The organism is Streptosporangium sp. NPDC048886 (genome assembly GCF_055586905.1).
Map to the genome: position 1 here is coordinate 89626 of NZ_JBVJHH010000008.1, position 19488 is coordinate 109113.

Below are 19488 nucleotides of genomic sequence, written 5' to 3' on the forward strand. Positions count from 1 at the left end.
TGCGGCGCGGGCACACGAACGCTCCCGGAACGCGGCCTGTCGGCGACGCTGCACTTGTGATCGCCACACCGGAGCCGGCCGCGGCCAGTGCGCGACCTCGGCCCTATGGGGCTGTCGATGGCGAATGCATGGGGGATCTATCAACCCGCTCTCGCATGATCTGGCTCAGTACCGAACCACTCGAAAAGAATGCGAGACGGGAACATGTCAGGACTTACCCTGATCCAGCCAGACTCCGCCACCGGCCAGGCCGCCGAGCTGCTGGCCGCCGTACAGAAGGCCCTTGGCCTCGTCCCGAACATGACCAAGGCGATGGTCAACAGTCCCGCCGTGCTCAAGGGCTACCTGGAGTTCTCCGGCGCCCTGGGCGGCGGCAGCCTGGGCGCAGCCGTCCGCGAGCGCATCGCGATCCTGGTCGCCCAGGAGAACGGGTGTGACTACTGCCTGTCGGCCCACACCTACATCGGCACCAAGCTGGCCGGGTTGAGCCAGGACCAGGCCGCCGCCGCCCGCAAAGGCCAGGCCGATGACGCCCAGGCCGCCGCGGCTCTCACCCTGGCCCTCGCGCTGGTCCGCGGCCAGGGCAGTGTCACCGATGCCGAACTGGCCGAGGCCGGCGAATACCTGTCCGAAGGTGAGATCGCCGAGGTCGTCGCGAATGTGGCGCTCAACGTCTTCACCAACTACCTCAACAAGGCCGGCCGCGTGACCGTCGACTGGCCGCTCGTTCGCCACACCGCCTGACAGAGGACCTGTACGGCTCGCGCCAGACGACGCGAGCCGTATCGCAAGAACGGAGCGCACATGCAATCCGGGAGCTTCAGCGCCCGCACGGTGACGGTCGATCCGAGCAGGGCAGGATCGGGCGATCTGCCGGGATGTGTTCACCCCCGGCGAGCACCACGAACGACCTCATGAAGATCGCCGACGACTACGCGCCACGACTCTCGTGATCGCGGACAGCCCGCAGCAGGCCATCGACAAAACAGTTCGACCCTTCTCTCCTACGACGTTCTGAGGCCGCCATGAGTGCACATCGCCGTTTCGTACTGATCGCGGTTCTAGGGGCTCTCGTCATCTCGACGTCGGCGCCTCTCGTCCGGCTCTCGGGGGTATCGCCCGCCACTTCTGCGTTGTTCCGCTGCTTGTACGCGGTGCCTCCGCTGCTGGCGCTGGCCTGGCTGGAGTGGCGCAAGCTGGGACCGATGCCGTCCAGAGCGCGCTACCTCGCCTGGGGCGCGGGTACGATGTTCGCGCTCGACCTGCTCTTCTGGCACCACGCCATCGCCTACGTGGGCGCCGGACTGGCCACGGTGCTGGGGAACCTCCAGGTGTTCCTGGTGGCGTTCGGCGCTTGGGTCGTCTTCAGCGAAAGGCCCCCGCGTCCACTGATGATGGCCACGCCGGTGGTCTTCGGCGGCGTCATGCTCATCTCAGGTGTCTTCGACAGCGCAGCCTACGGGGCCAACCCGCTGCTCGGCGTCGTGTTCGGGCTGGCGACCTCGATCGCCTACGCCGTCTACCTGCTGCTCATGCGCGCTGTCTCCGGCGAGCCACGCCGTACGGCCGGCCCGCTCGCGCACAGCACGCTCGTCGCCGTGGCCGCCATAGCGCTGCTCAGCCCGCTCTTCGGCGGCGCCGACCTGATGCCGAACTGGCAAGCACACGGCTGGTTGCTCCTACTCGCGCTCGGCCCGCAGGTGCTCGGCTGGATGCTGATCACCTACTCGCTGCCCAGGCAGCCCGCGGCTCTCACCGCGCTGCTGCTGCTCGTCCAGCCGATGGCGACTGTCAGCATCTCCGCGGTGTTCCTCGGTGAGCGCCCGTCAGGGCTCCAACTCGCCGGCTGCGCCGTGGTCGTGCTGGGCGTCCTGTACGGCTCGCGCCATCAGCGGGATGCCCCTTCGACCGATATGACCGCCCCGCAAATCGAGAACGCACGATGCCCGGGATGATGGTCCTGTTGGGCGTCCGGTACACCGAGGTCGGCGAACAGATCCAGGGCCCGCGCGGCATGCGTGCGCGCAAGATCGTCTTGGCCTAGGTCGCGATGCGCCCGCGCCAGGCCGTGGTGGGCCGCGGCCTGGCGGGGGCGGTTGGCGATCTCGTCGGCGATGGTCAGGGCTGCTTGGAGGTCGGTCGCGGCCTGGGCGGGGTCGCCCATGGTGCGAACGGTTTCGCCGAGTTGGCTGAGCACCTCGGACTCTCGGTAGCGGTTGCCGAGGTCGCGATAGACCTCGAGGGCCTGACCGTAGTGGTCGAGGGCCCGCCGGAAGTCCCCCATCCCCTGGTACGCACCCCCCAGGCAGGCCATGCAGTGGGCCTCCAGTGCCAGGTATCCCACGTTGCGGGCGATGGCCAAAGCCTCCTGAAGGTACTCAAGGGCCTGGTGGTAGTTGCCAAGCTCCACTTCCAGGAGGCCCAGGTTGCTCAGCGCGACGGCCTCGCCGACGCGCTCGCCGTACCGGTGGTAGACCTCCAGACACCGGGTGTAGGAGGAGCGGGCGCGCTCGTAGTCACCGAGCGACATGTGGATGCCGGCGAGGTTGTTCAGCGCATTGGCCTCGCCGCTCTGGTCGCCGGCCTCCCGGAAGCGTTCCACGGCCCGCGTGAAGCACTCATCGGCTTCGGCATAGTCTCCCTGCGGCCAGTGGACGTCCCCGAGGTAGCTGAACGCGAGACCTTCTGCGGATACGTCGCCGAGGCGACGGCTGGCCCGTGCCGCCGCCGCATTGATGGTCAAGGCATCCCCATAATGCGTGCGTTCGACCAGAAAGCGATGAAAGGTCTGAGCAATGCCCACCGCGTGCACGGGCCAGTCGGCGTCAGCGGCGTGGACACCGGCACGGATCAGATTGGCCCGCTCCGCGTCCAGCCAGGCCGTCGCTCCCGCCGGGTCGGCGAAGGGCAGCTCCTTCGGCTCAGCGAAACGCGGCCGATGGTGGCGCCCGTCCGGGTAGAGCAGATCCATGGCGGCGGCCGCAGTGTGCAGGTAGTGGTTGAGTAGCCGGATCAGGGCCGTGTTCCGCGTCTCGGTGCTCTCCTCATCGGCGACGGTCCTGCGGGCTTGCTCGCGAAGGAGATCGTGGAAGGTGTAGCGGCCGATCTCGTGTTGCATCAGCATGTGGGTGTCCAGCAGGTCTTCCAGGATCTCCTCGCCCCGCTCCGGTGGCAGGTCGGCGAGCAGCGCCGCGGCATGCACGTCGGCGTCGATGCCTGGGTGCAGGCCCAGCAGCCGGAACATGCGCTGCTGGTCTGGGTTCAGCTGCTGGTAGGACAGGGTGAACGCGGCTGCGACGCCTCGCTCGGCGGTGGACAGCTCGGCCAGCCGGCGGCGTTGGTCGCGGAGCCGATCGGCGAGGTAGGTCACCGTCCACCGCGGGCGGTGGCGCAGGCGGGCGGCGGCGATCCGTACGGCCAGTGGCAGGAACCCGCACAACTGCAGCACGTCCAGCACGCTGATGGGTTCGGCCAGCGCCCGCTCACCCACGATCGAGATGAACAGCGCGCTGGCGTCCTCGGCGGGCAGCACCTCCAGCGACAGCGTGTGGGCACCGTCCAGATCGACCATCCGCCGACGGCTGGTCACCAGGACCAGGCTGCGGGAGGCACCGGAGAGCAGCGGACGCACGTGATCGGCGTCGCCCGCGTTGTCGACCACGACGAGCAGGCGGCGATGGGTCAGCTCTGCCCGCCAGAGCGCGGACAGCTCCACGGTGCCCGCCGGTAGGCGCTCCGGGGGGATGCCGAGCTGGCGCAGCAAGGTCTCCAGCACAGCGTCCGGTTCGACTCGCGCCTGGCCGACGGTGTGGGCGTGCAGGTCGATGAAGAGTTGCCCGTCGGGGTAGTGCTCGGCGAGCCGGTGCGCGGCGCGGACGGCCAGGGTGGTCTTGCCGATCCCGGCCATGCCGTCGATCGTCACGATCCCGCCGTTCTCAGACAGCGAGTCGATGATCCAGTCGAGTTCACCGGGTCGCCCGGCGAAGTCCGGGATGTCCATGGGCAGGAACGAGGCCGGCCGCCGAGTCGCCGGCTCGGCCAAGGCGACCGGCTCCGGCGCTTGCCGGGCAGGTGGGCTCAGGCTCGGGTCGGCACGCAGAATCGACTGCTCCAGAGCCAGAAAGGACCGGCTGGGGTCGAGTCCCTGTTGATCGGCCAGCCGTTCCCGGAAGCTTCGGGCGACGTTCAGCGCGTCGGTTTGCAGGCCGCTCCGGTACAGCGCCAGCACGAGCTGGCCGCAGAGCCGTTCCCGCAGGGGGTGCTCGGCCAGTTCGGCGGTCAGCGTGTCGACAAGCTCCGCATGGCGGCCCATGGTCAGCTCCAGCTCGACCAGCCGTTCGACGACGGCCAGCCGCCGCTGTTGCAGTCGCGTCCTGGCCTGGTCGACGTAGTCGGCGGTCAAACCGGCCAGCGGTTCGCCCTGCCACAGTGCCAGCGCGGCGCGCAGCTGCTCCGCGTCGGCGTCGGGGGCGGCGACCTGGCGGGTGAACACCTCCAGGTCCACCTGGTCGGGCTCGGTGAGCAGGATGTATCCGGCTGTTCTGGTCTGCAGGATCTCCCCGGCGCCGGCCGTCCGCAGCACCTGGCGGATCGCCGCGATCGCGGACTGGAGCTGGGCGCGAGCCGTGTCGGGCGGAGTCATTCCCCACATGGCGCCGATGAGCCTGTCCGCGCTGATCACCGTCCTGGGGTGCAGCAGCAGGTAGGCCAGGACCGCCTGACGCCGCGGCGCGGCGGCCGGCACAGGGCGGCCGGCCGCCGACACCGTCACCGGGCCGAGCACCGCGAACCGCACGTTCATCATTCCTCCGCAGGGCGCCGACCTCATAGGACCTCCATGGGGCAATCCATGGCGATCGCGTGGGGAACCTATCAACGGCCACCCGCATGCTCGGACTCGGCTCCCTTCGACCGGAATATTTTCTAATGGTTAAAACATGCTACAACAATTAGACTGAGGAGAGATGACCATGTCCAGGCTTGACAACATGTAGATTGCCTACTTATATCCTTGCTCGACGAGGCGCGCCCGGGCAGGCGCTAAAGGGGACAGTCGGAATACGGGGATGAGGAACCGGCGGACAGCCGTTGGCGTTGAGAAGGATCTTGGTTGCGACGAGCGAGGTCGCTCTTGGTCAGGGGGCCCGGCATTGGGGCGCTGGGCCAGAGGACGCCGCGCGGAACGGTCAGTACACCGGGCTCGTCTACTGTCACTGGTTCCGCGGGGGTGGCCCTTGTCTGCCGGGCTTCTACTGCGAGGTGTACATCCCCTGAGCTTCGACAGGTGTGATGGGCGAGCCCCAGCCACCGGTGCGGCGAGGCGCGCCGCACACTGAAACCGCGTGGATGCCGGTCGCGGCGCAGAACGAAGTTATCCATGCCGAGGTGACGATGCCGATGAAGGAGGCATGGTTAAAGATCAACGCGCACCAGGAGCGCACAGAGAGCGATCGTGAGCCGGTTACCTCACTCCGACCTGTGGCGACGTGAATTCGACGTGGTCCCGATGACCAATCACGTGGAGTGCGTGGCCCTGCTGGTCAACGGCGCCGACTGGGGCCGGCTCACTCCTCGCCCAGTCGCGCCTCCAGCCGGTCCAGCCGCTGGAGGACCGGCCCCAGTTCCTGGCGGATGGCGGCGGACAGGGCCGCGGCCGAGTCGGCCGGGGCGCCGGCGGCCTGTGTCTGCGCCCGGAGGTGGACGTAACCGGCCAGGGCGGCGGCGACGGTGCGGCGGGTCAGCCGAGGTTCGGCGCCCAGGCTCCGCAGGATCCGGCCGCCGGCCCCCTCGGGCTCGGCGATCAGCCCGAGGAGCAGGTGCTCGCAGCCGACGTAGTTGTGCCCCATGCCGGTCGCGTCGACGACGGCCAGTTCCAGGGCCCCCGCCGCGGACCTGCTGAACTGGAGCGGGGAGTCGCCCGGCGCGGCGGAGGGCGCGCCGGTGGCCGGCCGCTCCAGCTCGCGCCGTACGTGGTCGGGGTCGATCTCCATGGCGCGCAGGATGTGCAGGGCCAGGTTGCTCCCCTCGGCCAGCATGCCGCCCAGCAGATGCTCGGTGCCGACCTCGGCCGTCCCCTCGGCGCGCGCCCGCTCCACCGCGAGCTTGACCGCGGTGCGGGCCCGCTCGGTGAAGTGGGTCAGGCGGGCCGCCGGGTCGTCGAGGTCGGGGCTGCCCAGCGCCGTCTCCCGGATGGCGGTGACCCGCCGTACGGCCTGCTCCAGGGCGCGCTGGCAGATGGCCGAGACCGGCACGCCCGCCTCTCTCACCGCCTCGGCCAGGTCGTCGGGCAGATAGACGTTGATCTTCGGCATCACGCCCCCTTGTAGGGTTAGTAAAGGGTTATAACCCAGTTATAACCCCGCTGGGGGTAGCTGTCTAGGGAGAGGTGGCCGCGAGGAGCCGGGCGACCTCGGAGGTGGGGGCGGCGCCCCGGGTGGAGAGCCAGGCCAGGCCGTTGCGGGCGGTGAAGGCGGTCAGCTTGCGGGCGTCGGCCGCGGTGAGGTCCTGGGAGCCGGTCAGGACCGGGGTGAGGGCGATCCTGTGCCAGGCGGTGGGCTCGGCGAGGGAGCCGGCGACCTGGGGGTGGGCGGCGCGGACGGCCGCGGCGACGGCGCGCAGGTCCGACCGGCCGCCGGAGGCGGCCTGGAGCGGGGCGAGGAGGTTGACGGCGGAGATCTCGGCGCCGGCCTCCCGGGTGGAGCGGAGCATCGTCTGGTCGCCTGGCGTCAGGCCCGTCCCGGACACCGGCAGGGTGAAGCTCACGGTGAGCGGGCGGCCCCGCGCGGCGGCCTCCCGCTGGAGGGCCGCGATCGCGCCCGCGCGGCGCAGCACGCTCTCGCCGTCACCCGGGTCCCGGACCTCGAAGTCGACGTAGGTGGCCCCGAAGGCGGCGACCGCCCGGCGGTAGGCGGCGACGAGGCGGCCGGGGTCGGTGCAGGCGGCGGCCAGCTCGCGGCCGGCCGGGCCGCCGAAGGCCAGACCCGCGTCGCCGCCGGCCGCGCGCAGGCGGCCCAGGCGGCCGGCGACCGGGCTGCCGGGCCGCTGCCGGCCGCCGGCCCACTCGGCCGTGCAGCCGTCCGGTCCGGCGGTGAGGTGGCCGAGGGTGAACCAGCGGACGCCGCCCTGCCGGGCGGTCCTGGTCAGGTTGGAGAGCGGCCCGTCGCCGGTGTCGACGAACGGCACGTAGCCCGACGGGCGGACGGAGGCGCGCGGGGAGAGGGGCGCTCCGGGGGCCTGGTCGGCCGCGGGCAGGGTGGTCAGCCGGGGAGGGCCGACCTTGGGGTGGGGGGCCTGCCCGGCCGTCGGCGGCCCATCGCTCCCGGCCGGCAGGAGCCAGACGGCGAAGCCGGTCCCGGTGACGAGCGCGGCCGCCGCGAGCGCGACCAGCGATCGGGGAGGGGTGCCCGGCTCGCGGGTCCGGCGAGCGGTGGAGCGGTCTGTCGCCACCGGCATGGGTTCCACCTTCTCCACGGCGTCGATCCGTCGCTTTGGGTGCATGAGCCGCTACAGAGCGGACCGGAAGTCTGAACGCTAGCAAGCGCCCCGCCGCCGCGCGGGCTTTCTGCGGATGCCGTCCGGAGTGCCCGGATAATGGGGTTCATGAAGTTGAGGATCTTCACTGAACCGCAGCAGGGCGCCACCTACGACGAGCTGCTCACGGTCGCGCGGACCGCCGAGCGTCTGGGGTTCGACGCCTTCTTCCGTTCCGACCACTACATGCGGATCGGGCCGGGCGACCCCGGTCCCGGCTCCAGTGACGCCTGGGTGACCCTCGCCGGCCTGGCCAGGGAGACCACCACGATCAGGCTCGGCACCCTGGTCACCCCGGTCACCTTCCGGCTGCCCGGCCCGCTGGCGATCAGCGTGGCCCAGGTGGACCGGATGAGCGGGGGCCGGGTCGAGCTGGGCCTGGGCACCGGCTGGTTCGACGCCGAGCACACCGCGTACGGGATCCCGTTCCCGCCGACGGGCGAGCGCTTCGGCCGCTTCGAGGAGCAGTTGGAGATCCTCACCGGCCTGTGGACCACGCCCGCGGGGGAGAAGTTCTCCTTCGAGGGCGCCCATTACCGGCTGGCGGACTCGCCGGCGCTGCCCAAGCCCGTGCAGAGCCCCAGGCCGCCGATCATCATCGGCGGATTCGGCGCCAAGCGCACCCCGCGGCTGGCCGCGCGCTTCGCCGACGAGTACAACCTGCCCTTCCACACCCTGGACGACACCGAGCTGGCCTTCGGCCGGGTCCGGGAGGCGTGCGAGGCGGAGGGGCGCTCGAAGATCGTGTGCTCGGCCGCCCAGACCGTCGCCGTCGGCTCCGACGAGGCCGAGGTGGCGCGTCGGGCCGAGGCCGCCGGACAGGACCTCGCCGCACTGCGCGCGAGCGGCCTGGCGGGCACCCCGGCGGAGGTGGTCGACAAGCTCGGCAGGTTCGCCGAGCTGGGCGCCGAGCGGGTCTACCTCCAGGTGATGGACCTGTCGGACCTGGACCACCTGGAGCTCATCGCCGCCGAGGTCCTGCCCCACGTGTAGGAGGTCCTGCCCCACGTGTGGGCCGTGGACCTCCGCCGCACCCCTCACGGGCGCGGCGGCCCGGCCGGGCGGATCACCGCCGGACCGGCGGGGCGGCCGGCGCCGGGCGGTGCGGCCGGGGGGCGCGCCGCCGCGCGCCCGGGAGCCCTCCGGGCGGCCCCGGCCCGTCCGGCGTGACCGTGGGCGCCGGGGGTTCCGCGATCACATCCGGCCCGTTAACCCATGGCCCGTCCGGCCGGATGTCGGGCAGACTGAGCCGGGTGTTGCTCACGATCTCCACGACCGTACGGCCCGCCACCGACCTCGGTTTCCTGCTGCACAAGCATCCGGACCGGGTTCAGGAGTTCGGCCAGTCGTACGGCGTGGCCCGCGTCTTCTATCCGGAGGCCGACGAGGAGCGTTGCACGGCGGCGCTGATGCTCGAGGTCGACCCGGTCCGCCTGGTCCGCTCGCGCGGCCGCTCCACCCCCGACTACGCGCTGGGCCAGTACGTCAACGACCGGCCCTACGCCGCGTCGTCGCTGCTGGCCGTGGCGCTGGCGGAGGTGTTCCGCACGGCCCGCGCCGGCCGCTGCGACAGCCGTCCCGAGCTGGCCGCCGGCCCCATCCCGCTGGAGATCGCGCTGCCCGTGCTGCCCTGCCGGGGCGGCCCCGGGATGGCCCACCGGCTGTTCGAACCGCTGGGCTGGGAGGTCGAGGCGCTGCCCGTGCCGCTGGACGCGGAGTTCCCCGAGTGGGGCGACTCCCGCTACGTCCGGCTGTCGCTGCGCGGCGAGGTGCGGCTGGCCGACGCGCTCAACCAGCTCTACGTGCTGCTGCCGGTGCTCGACGACGCCAAGCACTACTGGGTCGCCTCCGACGAGGTGGACAAGCTGATCCGGGCGGGCGAGTCCTGGCTGGCCGCCCATCCCGAGAGGAGCCTGATCACCCGCCGCTACCTCGGCCGCAGCCAGACCCTGACCCGCACCGCCTTCGCCCGCCTGGCCGAGCTCGGTGACGACGTGGAGGAGGACCTCGAACCTCCCGTGGAGGAGGAGACCGCCGTCGGCGCCCTCCCGGAGGAGACCGCCGGCCCCCGCGCCGAGGAGGCCGCGGCCGGGCTCCCGCCGGTGGAGGCCCCCTCCGCGACGGCGGGACAGGTCCCCGCGCCCGAGGAGGAGCCGGGCGGCGCGCCCAGGCGGCCCCTGAACGTCCTGCGCCGCGAGGCCGTGGTCGAGGCGCTGGGGGAGCTCGGCGCGCACCGCGTCATCGACCTGGGCTGCGGTTCCGGGCAGCTGGTCGGGGCGCTGCTGGGCAGGCCGGAGTTCACGAAGGTGACCGGGGTGGACGTGTCGGCGCAGGCGCTGGCGCTCGCGGCCCGGCGGCTGAAGCCCGACCGGATGCCCGACCGGCAGCGGGAGCGGCTGGAGCTGTTCCAGGGGGCGCTGACCTACACCGACGCCCGGTTCGCCGGATACGACGCCGCCGTCCTCATGGAGGTCGTCGAGCATGTCGACCCGCCGCGGCTGGACGCGCTGGAGCGGGTGGTCTTCGGCACCGCCCGGCCCGGGCACGTGATCGTGACGACGCCCAACGCCGAGTACAACGTGCGCTACGACTTCGTGGAGGGCATGCGCCACCCCGACCACCGCTTCGAGTGGACCCGGGCCGAGTTCCGGGCGTGGGCGGCGAAGGTCTGCGACGACTACGGCTACCACGTCGCCTTCCGGCCGGTCGGCGACGACGACCCCGAGGTGGGCCCGCCCACCCAGATGGCCCTGTTCGGTCTCGGAGACGGTGTGAACGCGGGAGGCGGAGATGACTGAGATCACCGTGCCGGAGATGTCGCTCGTCGTGCTCGTCGGGGTCTCCGGCAGCGGGAAGTCGACCTTCGCCCGCCGGCACTTCAGGCCGACCCAGGTGGTCTCCTCCGACTTCTGCCGCGGCCTGGTGTCGGACGACGAGAACGACCAGAGCGCCACCTCCGACGCCTTCGACGTGCTGCACTACATCGTCGGCACCCGGCTCAGGCGGGGCCTGCTGACGGTCGTGGACGCCACCAACGTCCAGTGGGAGGCGCGCAAGAAGCTGGTCGAGCTGGCCAAGTCCCACAACGTGCTCGTCGACGCGATCGTCATGGACGTGCCGGAGGAGGTGGCGATCGAGCGCAACGCCGCCAGGCCCGACCGGGACTTCGGCCCCCACGTGATCCGGCGGCAGCGCAAGGACCTGCGTCGGTCCATGGCGAAGATCTCCCGCGACGGCTTCCGCCGGGTCCACGTGCTGCGCGGGACCGACGAGATCGAGGCCGCCACCGTCGTCACCGAGAAGGCGTGGACCGACAGGCGCGAGCTGACCGGGCCGTTCGACATCATCGGCGACGTGCACGGGTGCCGGTCGGAGCTGGAGACGCTGCTGCGCGCCCTGGGGTGGGAGATCGATCCCGGCGGCACCGGCGCGACCCACCCCGAGGGCCGGACGGCGGTGTTCGTCGGCGACCTGGTCGACCGGGGGCCCGACTCGCCGGGCGTGCTCCGGCTGGTCATGGGCATGGTCGCGGCCGGGACCGCGCTGTGCGTGTCGGGCAACCACGAGCAGAAGCTGGCCCGCGCGCTCAACGGCCGCAAGGTCAGGGTCGCCCACGGGCTGCAGGAGTCGCTGGACCAGCTCGCCGCCGAGCCCGAGGAGTTCCGCGCGGCCGCGCTGGCCTTCATGGACGGGCTGATCAGCCACTACCAGCTCGACGGCGGCAGGCTCGTCGTCGCGCACGCCGGGCTGAAGGAGGACTACCACGGCCGCGCCTCGGGCCGGGTGCGCGCCTTCGCGCTGTACGGCGACACCACCGGCGAGACCGACGAGTACGGGCTGCCGGTGCGCTACCCGTGGGCGCGGGAGTACCGGGGCCGGGCCATGGTCGTCTACGGCCACACCCCGGTCCCCGAGACCGAGTGGATCAACAACACGATCTGCCTGGACACCGGCGCCGTGTTCGGCGGGAGGCTGACCGCGCTGCGCTACCCGTCCAAGGAGATCGTCTCGGTGCCCGCCGAGAAGGTCTGGTACGAGTCGGTCAGGCCGTTCGGGGCCCCGGGCCGGCGCGACCCCGAGGCGCTCGCCATCGGCGACGTCCAGGGCACCAAGCACATCGAGGTGCGTCACGGCGGCGGCCGCGTCAAGGTCCGGGAGGAGAACTCGGCCGCGGCACTGGAGATCATGAGCCGGTTCGCGGTCGACCCGCGCTGGCTGGTCTACCTTCCCCCCACGATGGCGCCGCCGGAGACCTCCGGGCTCGACGGCTACCTGGAGCACCCGGCCGAGGCGTTCGCCGAGTTCGCGGCCGCGGGGATCACCCATGTCGTGTGCGAGGAGAAGCACATGGGCTCGCGGGCGGTGGCCGTACTGGCCAGGGACCCGGAGACGGCGGCGGCGCGGTTCGGGGTCACGGACGGGACCACCGGGGCCGTCTACACCCGGACCGGCAGGCCGTTCTTCCCCGACACCACCGGACTGGTGGACCGGCTCAGGCGGGCGTGCATGCCGCTCATGGACGAGCTGGGCACCGGCTGGCTCGCCCTCGACTGCGAGCTGCTGCCCTGGTCGGCGAAGGCGGAGGGGCTGATCCGCAGCCAGTACGCCTCGGTGGGGGCCGCGGCCCGCACGGCGCTGCCCGAGGCGATCGCCGTCCTGGAGGCGGCGGCCGGGCGCGGATTGGATGTGGGCGATCTACTGGGCCGCACCCGTCGCCGCCACGCCAACGCTGCCCGGTTCCGGGACGCGTATGCGCGTTACTGCTGGCCGGTCTCGGGTCTGGACGGGATACGGCTGGCGCCCTTCCAGATCCTCGCCTGCGAGGGCCGGGCGACCGCCGCCGAGGAGACGCACTCCTGGCACCTGGACATGCTCTCCCGGCTCACCGATCCGCTGATCGCACCCACCCGGCACGTCTCCGTCGACCTGGCCTCGCAGGAGTCCAGGGACGCGGCGACCGACTGGTGGTCCGCGCTGACCGCCGACGGCGGGGAGGGCATGGTGGTCAAGCCGCTGCGGTGGCCACGGGAGGCCGATGGCGAGCAGGCAGGCGGAGCGGGCGCGGCCGTGCCCGGGGGCCGGGTGCAGCCGGGGATCAAGGTGCGCGGGCGGGAATACCTGCGGATCATCTACGGCCCCGACTACACCGAGAGCCTGGAGGTCCTGCGCCGCCGCTTCCTGGGGCGCAAGCGCTCCCTCGCCCTGCGCGAGCACGCCCTCGGGCTGGAGGCGCTGTCCAGGCTGGCCGAGGGCGAGCCGCTGTGGCGCGTGCACGAGCCGGTCTTCGCCGTCCTGGCGCTGGAGTCCGAGCCGGTGGACCCGCGTCTGTGATCTCCAGGTAAAGACAGATGAAGCAGGAAGGCATTTTCCCGATTGGGACGATCGTTCCCCCCATGCAGGTCCATATCGTTGGAGGCCGGACCACCAGGGAGGCGTCGTGAGATTCGATCGTGCGGCTCTGCGGGACGTCGTCGCCATCCACGACGACCAGGGAGTGCTGTCGTTCTACGTGACCGCCGACCCCCGGGAGGAGGCGGCGGTCCGGCCCGCGTGGCGGATCCGCTTCGGCAACCAGCTCACCGAACTGCGGGAGCAGGTCTCGGCCGACGGGGACCGGGCGCGGCGGATGGCCGTCCTCAAACGGCTGGAGGGGCTGGACCAGGAGCTCGGGCTGCTGCTCAACCCGACCGAGTCGGGGCTGGGGCGGGTGCTGTTCGCGCCGATCAGCAGTGACGAGGTGTGGACCTTCTCCTTCCAGCTGCCGGTCGCCGACCAGATCGTGCTGGAGTCGACGGCCTACGTGCGCCCGCTGGTCAACACGGTCGAGGCCGCGCCGCCGGCCGGCCTCGTGCTCGTCTCCCGGGACGGGCTGCGCATGATCGACTACCGGTACGGCACGGCCGAGGACGCCGAGCGGGCGTACTTCGAGGTCTCCGCCGAGGACTGGCGGCAGATGCGCGGCCCCGCCGCCTCGGAGCTCGCCCGGCAGGGCGCGGCGCACCGGGACAGGTTCGAGCGCCGGGTCGAGGACAACCTCACCAGGCTGGTGCGCGCCGCCGCGCCGGACGTCGCCCAGCAGGCCGAGAGCCGGGGCTGGACCACGATCGTGCTGGTCGGCGACGTCCAGCTGACCGAGGTCGTGGCGGCGGAGCTGACCGGAGACGTCATCCAGATCGACGCGGTGGTCGACTCGCTGCCCCCGGCGAAGATCGCCGAGTACGCGGAACCGCAGCTGCTGGCCGCCCGGACCCGGCGTGCCACCGAGCTGGCGGAGCGGGCCAAGGACGCCGCCCTGTCCGGGGGGCGCGGGGCCCTCGGCACGGGAGAAACGCTCAACGCGCTGAACGAAAGCCGGGTGGCGCAGCTGCTGCTGGCCGAGTCCCGCGAGTGGAGCGGCAGCCGTACGGCCGACGGGCGGCTCTGGCCGCCCGACCAGGTCCCGCAGGGGGAGTCGGAGCAGACGCTCGTCCAGGAGCCCAGGATGGGCGAGCGCATGATCGAACGGGCCCTGGACATCGACGCCGAGGTGATCGTGCTGGACCAGCAGGCGTCCGAGGCCCTGGCCGAGTTCGACGGGCTCGCCGCGATCCTGCGCTGGTAGTCGCCGATCCCACGGGGCTCGCCGCGATCCCGCGCTGGTAGCCGCCGATCCCACGGGGCCGCCGTGACCTCGCGGGCTCGCCGCGATCCCGCGCCGACCGGTGCCGGGTGGCCCGGTGGGCGGACCGGCGGGCGGCCGCACGGCGGATGCCCGCTCCCGTCCCCGAGGGCGGGCATCCGCCGTGCGCGGGCTCCGACGGCGGGCGTCTGCGGTGTGCGGGCACCGACTGCGCGGGCCGGGAACCCGAGAGCCGCGCTGATCCACAGCGGGACGCTGTGAGACACTCTCCATTAAGTCGAATTACGTTTTCGCAGCTCATGTCGTGAACAAGCCCCCCGGACCGGATCGGGTGCGATCTCTCGCGGTCGATCCAGGGATACCTGCGTTCTTCGGGGGAAAGGACCGTCATGGTCGGCACCGCCTCTTCGGGCACATCCAGCGAGCACCTCGGACACGTCGTCTTCATCACCGCCGCAGCGGCGCTGGGCGGGTTCCTGTTCGGCTACGACAGCGCCGTCATCAACGGCGCCGTCACCGGGATCCAGAAGCACTTCGGGGTCGGTCCGGTCCAGATCGGCGTCGTGGTGGCGATCGCGTTGCTGGGATCGGCGGTGGGCGCGTGGATCGCCGGAGGCATAGCCGACCACTGGGGGCGCACCAGGACCATGCAGGTGGCGGCGCTCCTGTTCGCGGTCAGCTCCGTCGGCCAGGCGCTGCCGTTCGCGATCTGGGACCTGGCCTTCTGGCGGGTGCTCGCCGGCGTCGGGATCGGCATGGCCTCGGTGATCGGCCCCGCCTACATCGCCGAGGTCGCGCCACCCGCCTACCGGGGTCGCCTGGGGTCCTTCCAGCAGCTCGCGATCGTGCTGGGCATCGCGGTCTCCCAGCTCGTCAACTACGCGATCGCGCAGACGGCCGGGGGCAACGTCAACAACGAGCTGTTCGGCCTGCAGGCGTGGCAGTGGATGCTCGGCGCCTGCCTGGTCCCCGCCCTGCTCTACCTGCTGTTCTCGACCATCATCCCCGAGTCGCCGCGCTATCTCATCGCGGTGGGCAAGACGGAGCAGGCCCGCCGGGTGCTCCGGGAGGTCGAGGGCGACGACGTCGACCTGGACACCCGGGTGACGGAGATCTACAACCTGCTGCGCAGCGAGCACCGGCCCCGGATGCGTGACCTGCGCGGCCCGGCGCTGGGGCTGCTGCCGATCGTCTGGATCGGCATCCTGCTCTCGGTCTTCCAGCAGTTCGTCGGCATCAACGTGATCTTCTACTACTCGGCGTCCCTGTGGCAGTCGGTGGGGATCAACCAGAGCGACTCGCTGCTGATCAGCTTCTCCACCTCGATCATCAACATCGTCGGCACGTTCATCGCCATCGCGCTGGTCGACCGGATCGGCCGCAAGCCTCTGCTGCTGATCGGTTCGGCGGGCATGGCGGTCTCGCTCGCCGTGGCCGCGTGGGCCTTCAGCGCGGGAGTCCGCACCGGGGAGGCCGTCAAGCTGCCGGAGACGCAGGGCACCGTCGCGCTGGTCGCCGCGCACGTCTTCGTGCTGTTCTTCGCGCTGTCCTGGGGTGTCGTGGTCTGGGTGCTGCTCGGCGAGATGTTCCCCAACAGGATCAGGGCCGCCGCGCTGTCGGTGGCCGCCTCCGCCCAGTGGGTGGCCAACTGGCTGATCACCGTCTCCTTCCCGTCCCTGGCGGCGTGGAGCCTGGCCGGGGCCTACGTGGGTTATGCCTTCTTCGCCGCGCTGTCCTTCGTCTTCGTGCTGTTCATGGTGCGGGAGACCAAGGGGCGCAGGCTGGAGGAGATGGGCTAGGGTCCGTACCCGTGCCCGAGGTGAACCCCGTGCCCCCGGCGGAACCCTCCGCCGCCGAGCCCCCGGCCGCCCCCGCCGTCAGGGCCGGGCCGCCGACGCGGGCCGAGCTCGACGCGGCCAGGGACCGGACGGTCGACGACGTGCTGGGGCCGTCGCTGGAGGTGCTGTTCTGCGGCATCAACCCGGGGCTCTACTCGGCGGCCACCGGCTGCCATTTCGCCCGGCCGGGCAACCGCTTCTGGCCCGCGCTGCACCGCTCCGGCTTCACTCCCCGGCTGCTGTCCCCGGCCGAGCAGGATCTGCTCCCCTCCTTCGGGCTGGGCATCACCAACGTGGTGGCGCGGGCCACCGCGCAGGCGGCCGAGCTGTCGGCGCGGGAGCTCCGCGAGGGCGGCGAGCGGCTGGCGGAGCTGGTCGCCGAGGTCGGGCCCCAGGTGGTGGCGGTGGCCGGGGTGACCGCCTACCGGATGGCGTTCGCCCGGCCGAAGGCGGCGATCGGACCGCTGGAGGACAGGATCGGTGGCGCGCGGGTGTGGGTGCTGCCCAACCCGAGCGGCCTGAACGCCCACTGGACGCTGGAGCGGATCGCGGGGGAGATGCGACGGCTCCGGGAGTCCCTGCGCTGACCGGGCCGGGGCGCCCGGCGGCCGGAGGTGTTCAGTGGCCGGGGCCGCCGGTCCGGGGGTGGTGCCACCGCCTGCGGCGGAGCAGGCCCAGCACGGCCACCGTCAGCCAGGCGGCGAGGACGAACTTGAGCGTCCAGAACCCGGCGGTCGCCACCCCGACGACCAGCATCAGCATCAGGAAGGGGGCGATCGGCGGCCCGCCCCGGCGGCCCGTCCGGTGGTGCCAGGCCGCGTGGTGGTGCCAGGCGGCGGGGTGGCGGCCCGCCCGGCGGGGACCGCGTCCGTGGTGGCCGCGGCCCCCGTGCCACGGCCCGGGCCGGCCGGGTCCCCGATCCTCCCATCCGTGCTCGGCGGCGTCCGGATCTCCGTGGCGGGAGCCGGGCAGGTCAGGCAGGTCCGCCGAGACCAGGGCCAGCTCCCCGCCGGTGCGCGCGGCCAGGGTCCGTTCGATGCGTTCGTCGAGCTCCTCGTGGGTCAGGCGGCCCTGCGCGTAGTGCTCGCGCAGGGCCGTCATGGCCGTGTCACGCTCGGCGTCTCCGATGCGGAGGTCGTCCCGGGACGTCATCGAGTGCTCACTCCTCGCCGGAGTCGCCGTCGGCCAGGATCTGGTACAGCTTGCGGCGCGTCTCGGTCAGGATCTGCTGGGCCTGGCGGATCTGCGCGTCGCTGCCGGTCTGCAGGATCTGGAACATGGCGAATCCCGACTGGCGGGCCAGGTTCATCAGCTCCCAGGTGCTGTCGTCGACGTCGGGTGTCATCTCCTCCCAGGGCGCGCGCACCTCGTCGGCGTGCTCGGCCACGTAGGTCCGGCCCGCCTCGGTGAGCCGGAAGGACTTGCGGCCGTCGCTCTCCTCCGCCAGGACCAGGCCCTCGTCGGTGAGCTGCTGCAGCGCCGGATAGACCGCGCCGGGGCTGGGCTTCCAGCCTCCCTGGCTGCGCCGGTCGATCTCCTGGATGATCTGGTAGCCGTTGCGCGGCTCCTCCGACAGCAGGGCGAGGATCGCGGCGCGGACGTCGCCCCGCTTCGCCTTGCGCCCCCGGCCGAACGGCGAGCGTCCGCCGAACGGGCCGCCGCGCCCCGAGCCACCCCTGCCGAAGTCCCACGGGAAGGGGCCGCCGGGGAAGGGGCCGCCGCCGCGGCGGCCCCGGTGCCGGTGCTCGTGGGGGCCCCAGCCGTGCGGGCCGGGCCCGCCGTGGTGGGACTCGTCCTGCTGCCAGCCGGCGGCCATGTTCCGCCAGGCCTCCCTGGCGGCGTGCCTCATCTGGCGGCGCACCTCGTGCGGGATGGCGCCGGCCCAGTGACCGCCCATCGTGTGTGCGGAAGTCATGGTTCCTCCTCCTGTCGCGACCGTCTTTAGATCGCTCTCGATGCTTCAAAGATATATCGAGACCGTTCTAAGAACAAGCTATTGAGGTGATATGGGGGTTTTGGCTGGTCGGGGCCCGTGGGCCCCTGTGACTTCCACCCGGCCGGCCGAACGGATAAGGTGTGACCACCTAAAGGCTTTAGATGGTTACTTGCGATCTTCTGGGTGGGACGGTGACGTGACGGTGCGGCGTAATGAGAGGGTGCTCGTCGGGTTCACCGTGGCGACCAACCTGGCCGACGGGGTGGCGAAGGTCGTGCTCCCGCTGCTGGCGGTCGGTCTCACCGACTCGCCGGGCCTGGTCGCCGGGGTGGGGCTCGCCCTGACGCTGCCGTGGCTGCTGGCCTCGCTCCATGTCGGGGTGTTCGTCGACCGCGGCGACCGCAGGCGGCTGGCGGCCGCGGCCAACCTGGTCAGGCTCATGGCCGTGCTGGGCCTGCTGGCGGCCGTCGCCGCCGGCGCGCTGTCGCTGCCGGTGCTCTACCTGGCGGGCCTGTCCATCGGCCTGGCCGAGGTGGTGGCGGACTCCGCCGTCGGCGCCCTGGTCCCGGCGGCCGTGCCGCGGGAGCGGCTCGGTCCGGTCAACGCCTGGATCGCCGGTGCCGAGACCGTCGCCAACGAGTTCGCCGGGCCGGCCGTCGGTGGCCTGCTGGTCGGCGCCGGCGCCGCGCTGGCCCTGGGCTCGTCGGCCGCGGCCTTCGCCCTGGGAGCGGTGCTGCTCGCGCTGCTGGCCGGCCGGTTCCGCGTGAGCGTCCCCGGGGAGGGGGGCTCCGGGCAGCCCCTCCGGCCGGGGAGGGTCCGGGCGGAGATGGTCGAGGGGCTGGCCTTCCTCTGGCGCCACCGCCTGCTCCGCACGATGTCGCTGACCATCGCGGCGCTGGTGGCCTGCTGGAGCGCCTGGCTGGCGCTGCTGCCCTCCTACGCCGTCCGGGTGCTCGACCTCGACCCGGCCGGGTACGGCCTGCTGCTCGGCTCGATCGGGGTGGGGGGGCTGCTCGGCGCGGTGCTCGTCACCGCGGTCAACCGCCTGCTGGGCGTGCGCTGGGCGCTCTTCGCCGACCTCGTCGGCACCGTCGTCATGATGACCGTCCCGGCGGTGTTCCCCGAGGCCTGGGCGGTCGCCGCCGCCGCGCTCCTGGGCGGCATGGGCGGCACGCTCTGGACGGTCAACAGCCGCACCATGGCCCAGATGATCGTCCCGGACCGGCTGCTCGGCCGGTACGGCGCGGCGGCCCGCCTGCTGACCTGGGGGACACTCCCCATCGGCGCCGGCCTGGCCGGCCTGCTGGCCGAGATCATGGGCCTGACCGGGGCTTTCGCGGTCTTCGCCGGGGTGGCCGCGCTGCCTGTCGTACCCTTCCTGATGACCGTCACCGACAGTGAGATCGCCATCACTCAGCGAAGAAGTGAGCTAGATCACGCAATTCTCGGCTGATTTCGGAACAAGCATCGAGACCTGCACGTTACAAAGGACATAGACGGGATTCGTTCCGTGCCGGAAGGGCTGGGGGGTGCTTTCGGTGCGGAACGGTCCCGTCTGTCGTTTC

15 protein-coding genes are annotated in these 19488 nt (G+C 72.0%); 10 read left to right on the forward strand and 5 right to left on the reverse strand.

The window, feature by feature from the left end:
* Positions 1 to 204: 204 nt before the first annotated feature.
* Entirely contained in the window at positions 205 to 744 is a 540-nt protein-coding gene (locus tag ACZ6R6_RS11890) for a carboxymuconolactone decarboxylase family protein (RefSeq protein WP_470092515.1), read from the forward strand.
* Positions 745 to 1025: 281 nt separating this feature from the next.
* Positions 1026 to 1955, forward strand: a complete 930-nt coding sequence (locus ACZ6R6_RS11895; RefSeq protein ID WP_470092517.1) for a DMT family transporter — start codon at positions 1026 to 1028, stop codon at positions 1953 to 1955.
* Here ACZ6R6_RS11895 and ACZ6R6_RS11900 read toward each other — a convergent pair.
* Positions 1889 to 4828, reverse strand: coding sequence for an AfsR/SARP family transcriptional regulator (locus ACZ6R6_RS11900; RefSeq protein ID WP_470092519.1), 2940 nt, complete (start codon positions 4826 to 4828; stop codon positions 1889 to 1891). The genes ACZ6R6_RS11895 and ACZ6R6_RS11900 overlap by 67 nt on opposite strands.
* Positions 4829 to 5289: 461 nt before the next feature.
* Here ACZ6R6_RS11900 and ACZ6R6_RS11905 point away from each other — a divergent pair, with 461 nt between their 5' ends.
* Positions 5290 to 5490 (forward strand): hypothetical protein, encoded by a 201-nt coding sequence (locus ACZ6R6_RS11905; RefSeq protein ID WP_470092521.1) that lies wholly within the window; start codon positions 5290 to 5292, stop codon positions 5488 to 5490.
* 74 nt (positions 5491 to 5564) lie between these two features.
* Here ACZ6R6_RS11905 and ACZ6R6_RS11910 read toward each other — a convergent pair whose 3' ends face one another.
* Together ACZ6R6_RS11910 and ACZ6R6_RS11915 are read right to left on the reverse strand one after the other, a co-directional pair.
* Positions 5565 to 6311 carry a Clp protease N-terminal domain-containing protein gene (locus tag ACZ6R6_RS11910; RefSeq protein WP_470092523.1) on the reverse strand — a complete coding sequence of 249 codons (747 nt, stop codon included), beginning with the start codon at positions 6309 to 6311 and terminating at the stop codon, positions 5565 to 5567.
* Positions 6312 to 6375: 64 nt separating this feature from the next.
* Positions 6376 to 7452, reverse strand: coding sequence for a glycoside hydrolase family 18 protein (locus tag ACZ6R6_RS11915; protein WP_470092525.1), 1077 nt, complete (start codon positions 7450 to 7452; stop codon positions 6376 to 6378).
* Between the two features lie 147 nt (positions 7453 to 7599).
* On the opposite strand from ACZ6R6_RS11915, the gene ACZ6R6_RS11920 reads away from it, so the two are divergent.
* The 6 genes from ACZ6R6_RS11920 (at position 7600) to mug (ending at position 16574) form a co-directional block, all read left to right on the forward strand.
* Complete coding sequence (locus ACZ6R6_RS11920; protein WP_470092527.1) at positions 7600 to 8523, forward strand: LLM class F420-dependent oxidoreductase; 924 nt, start codon at positions 7600 to 7602, stop codon at positions 8521 to 8523.
* Positions 8524 to 8783: 260 nt separating this feature from the next.
* Positions 8784 to 10328 carry a 3' terminal RNA ribose 2'-O-methyltransferase Hen1 gene (locus ACZ6R6_RS11925; RefSeq protein ID WP_470092529.1) on the forward strand — a complete coding sequence of 515 codons (1545 nt, stop codon included), beginning with the start codon at positions 8784 to 8786 and terminating at the stop codon, positions 10326 to 10328.
* Positions 10321 to 12861 carry a polynucleotide kinase-phosphatase gene (locus ACZ6R6_RS11930; protein WP_470092531.1) on the forward strand — a complete coding sequence of 847 codons (2541 nt, stop codon included), beginning with the start codon at positions 10321 to 10323 and terminating at the stop codon, positions 12859 to 12861. The genes ACZ6R6_RS11925 and ACZ6R6_RS11930 overlap by 8 nt, the downstream gene beginning before the upstream one ends.
* A gap of 106 nt (positions 12862 to 12967) precedes the next feature.
* Complete coding sequence (locus ACZ6R6_RS11935) at positions 12968 to 14131, forward strand: VLRF1 family aeRF1-type release factor (RefSeq protein WP_470092533.1); 1164 nt, start codon at positions 12968 to 12970, stop codon at positions 14129 to 14131.
* Positions 14132 to 14538: 407 nt separating this feature from the next.
* Positions 14539 to 15948: a sugar porter family MFS transporter gene (locus tag ACZ6R6_RS11940; RefSeq protein WP_470092535.1), complete on the forward strand. Its 1410-nt coding sequence runs from the start codon at positions 14539 to 14541 to the stop codon at positions 15946 to 15948.
* Positions 15949 to 16088: 140 nt separating this feature from the next.
* Positions 16089 to 16574 (forward strand): G/U mismatch-specific DNA glycosylase, encoded by a 486-nt coding sequence (gene mug, locus ACZ6R6_RS11945; protein ID WP_470092784.1) that lies wholly within the window; start codon positions 16089 to 16091, stop codon positions 16572 to 16574.
* Positions 16575 to 16605: 31 nt separating this feature from the next.
* On the opposite strand, the gene ACZ6R6_RS11950 is transcribed toward mug, so the two are convergent.
* Positions 16606 to 17139: a DUF1707 SHOCT-like domain-containing protein gene (locus ACZ6R6_RS11950; protein ID WP_470092537.1), complete on the reverse strand. Its 534-nt coding sequence runs from the start codon at positions 17137 to 17139 to the stop codon at positions 16606 to 16608.
* Positions 17140 to 17146: 7 nt separating this feature from the next.
* Complete coding sequence (locus ACZ6R6_RS11955; RefSeq protein WP_470092539.1) at positions 17147 to 17902, reverse strand: PadR family transcriptional regulator; 756 nt, start codon at positions 17900 to 17902, stop codon at positions 17147 to 17149.
* Between the two features lie 223 nt (positions 17903 to 18125).
* Here ACZ6R6_RS11955 and ACZ6R6_RS11960 point away from each other — a divergent pair, with 223 nt between their 5' ends.
* Positions 18126 to 19376 carry an MFS transporter gene (locus tag ACZ6R6_RS11960; protein ID WP_470092541.1) on the forward strand — a complete coding sequence of 417 codons (1251 nt, stop codon included), beginning with the start codon at positions 18126 to 18128 and terminating at the stop codon, positions 19374 to 19376.
* Positions 19377 to 19488: the final 112 nt, after the last annotated feature.

What these genes read in the sequence shown, in the direction of transcription:
- ACZ6R6_RS11890 (WP_470092515.1), top strand. Translation starts at nt 205, where the DNA reads ATGTCAGGACTTACCCTGATCCAGCCAGACTCCGCCACCGGCCAGGCC.
- ACZ6R6_RS11895 (WP_470092517.1), top strand. Translation starts at nt 1,026, where the DNA reads ATGAGTGCACATCGCCGTTTCGTACTGATCGCGGTTCTAGGGGCTCTC.
- ACZ6R6_RS11900 (WP_470092519.1), bottom strand. Translation starts at nt 4,828, where the DNA reads ATGAGGTCGGCGCCCTGCGGAGGAATGATGAACGTGCGGTTCGCGGTG.
- ACZ6R6_RS11905 (WP_470092521.1), top strand. Translation starts at nt 5,290, where the DNA reads ATGGGCGAGCCCCAGCCACCGGTGCGGCGAGGCGCGCCGCACACTGAA.
- ACZ6R6_RS11910 (WP_470092523.1), bottom strand. Translation starts at nt 6,311, where the DNA reads ATGCCGAAGATCAACGTCTATCTGCCCGACGACCTGGCCGAGGCGGTG.
- ACZ6R6_RS11915 (WP_470092525.1), bottom strand. Translation starts at nt 7,452, where the DNA reads ATGCCGGTGGCGACAGACCGCTCCACCGCTCGCCGGACCCGCGAGCCG.
- ACZ6R6_RS11920 (WP_470092527.1), top strand. Translation starts at nt 7,600, where the DNA reads ATGAAGTTGAGGATCTTCACTGAACCGCAGCAGGGCGCCACCTACGAC.
- ACZ6R6_RS11930 (WP_470092531.1), top strand. Translation starts at nt 10,321, where the DNA reads ATGACTGAGATCACCGTGCCGGAGATGTCGCTCGTCGTGCTCGTCGGG.
- ACZ6R6_RS11940 (WP_470092535.1), top strand. Translation starts at nt 14,539, where the DNA reads ATGGTCGGCACCGCCTCTTCGGGCACATCCAGCGAGCACCTCGGACAC.
- ACZ6R6_RS11950 (WP_470092537.1), bottom strand. Translation starts at nt 17,139, where the DNA reads ATGACGTCCCGGGACGACCTCCGCATCGGAGACGCCGAGCGTGACACG.
- ACZ6R6_RS11955 (WP_470092539.1), bottom strand. Translation starts at nt 17,902, where the DNA reads ATGACTTCCGCACACACGATGGGCGGTCACTGGGCCGGCGCCATCCCG.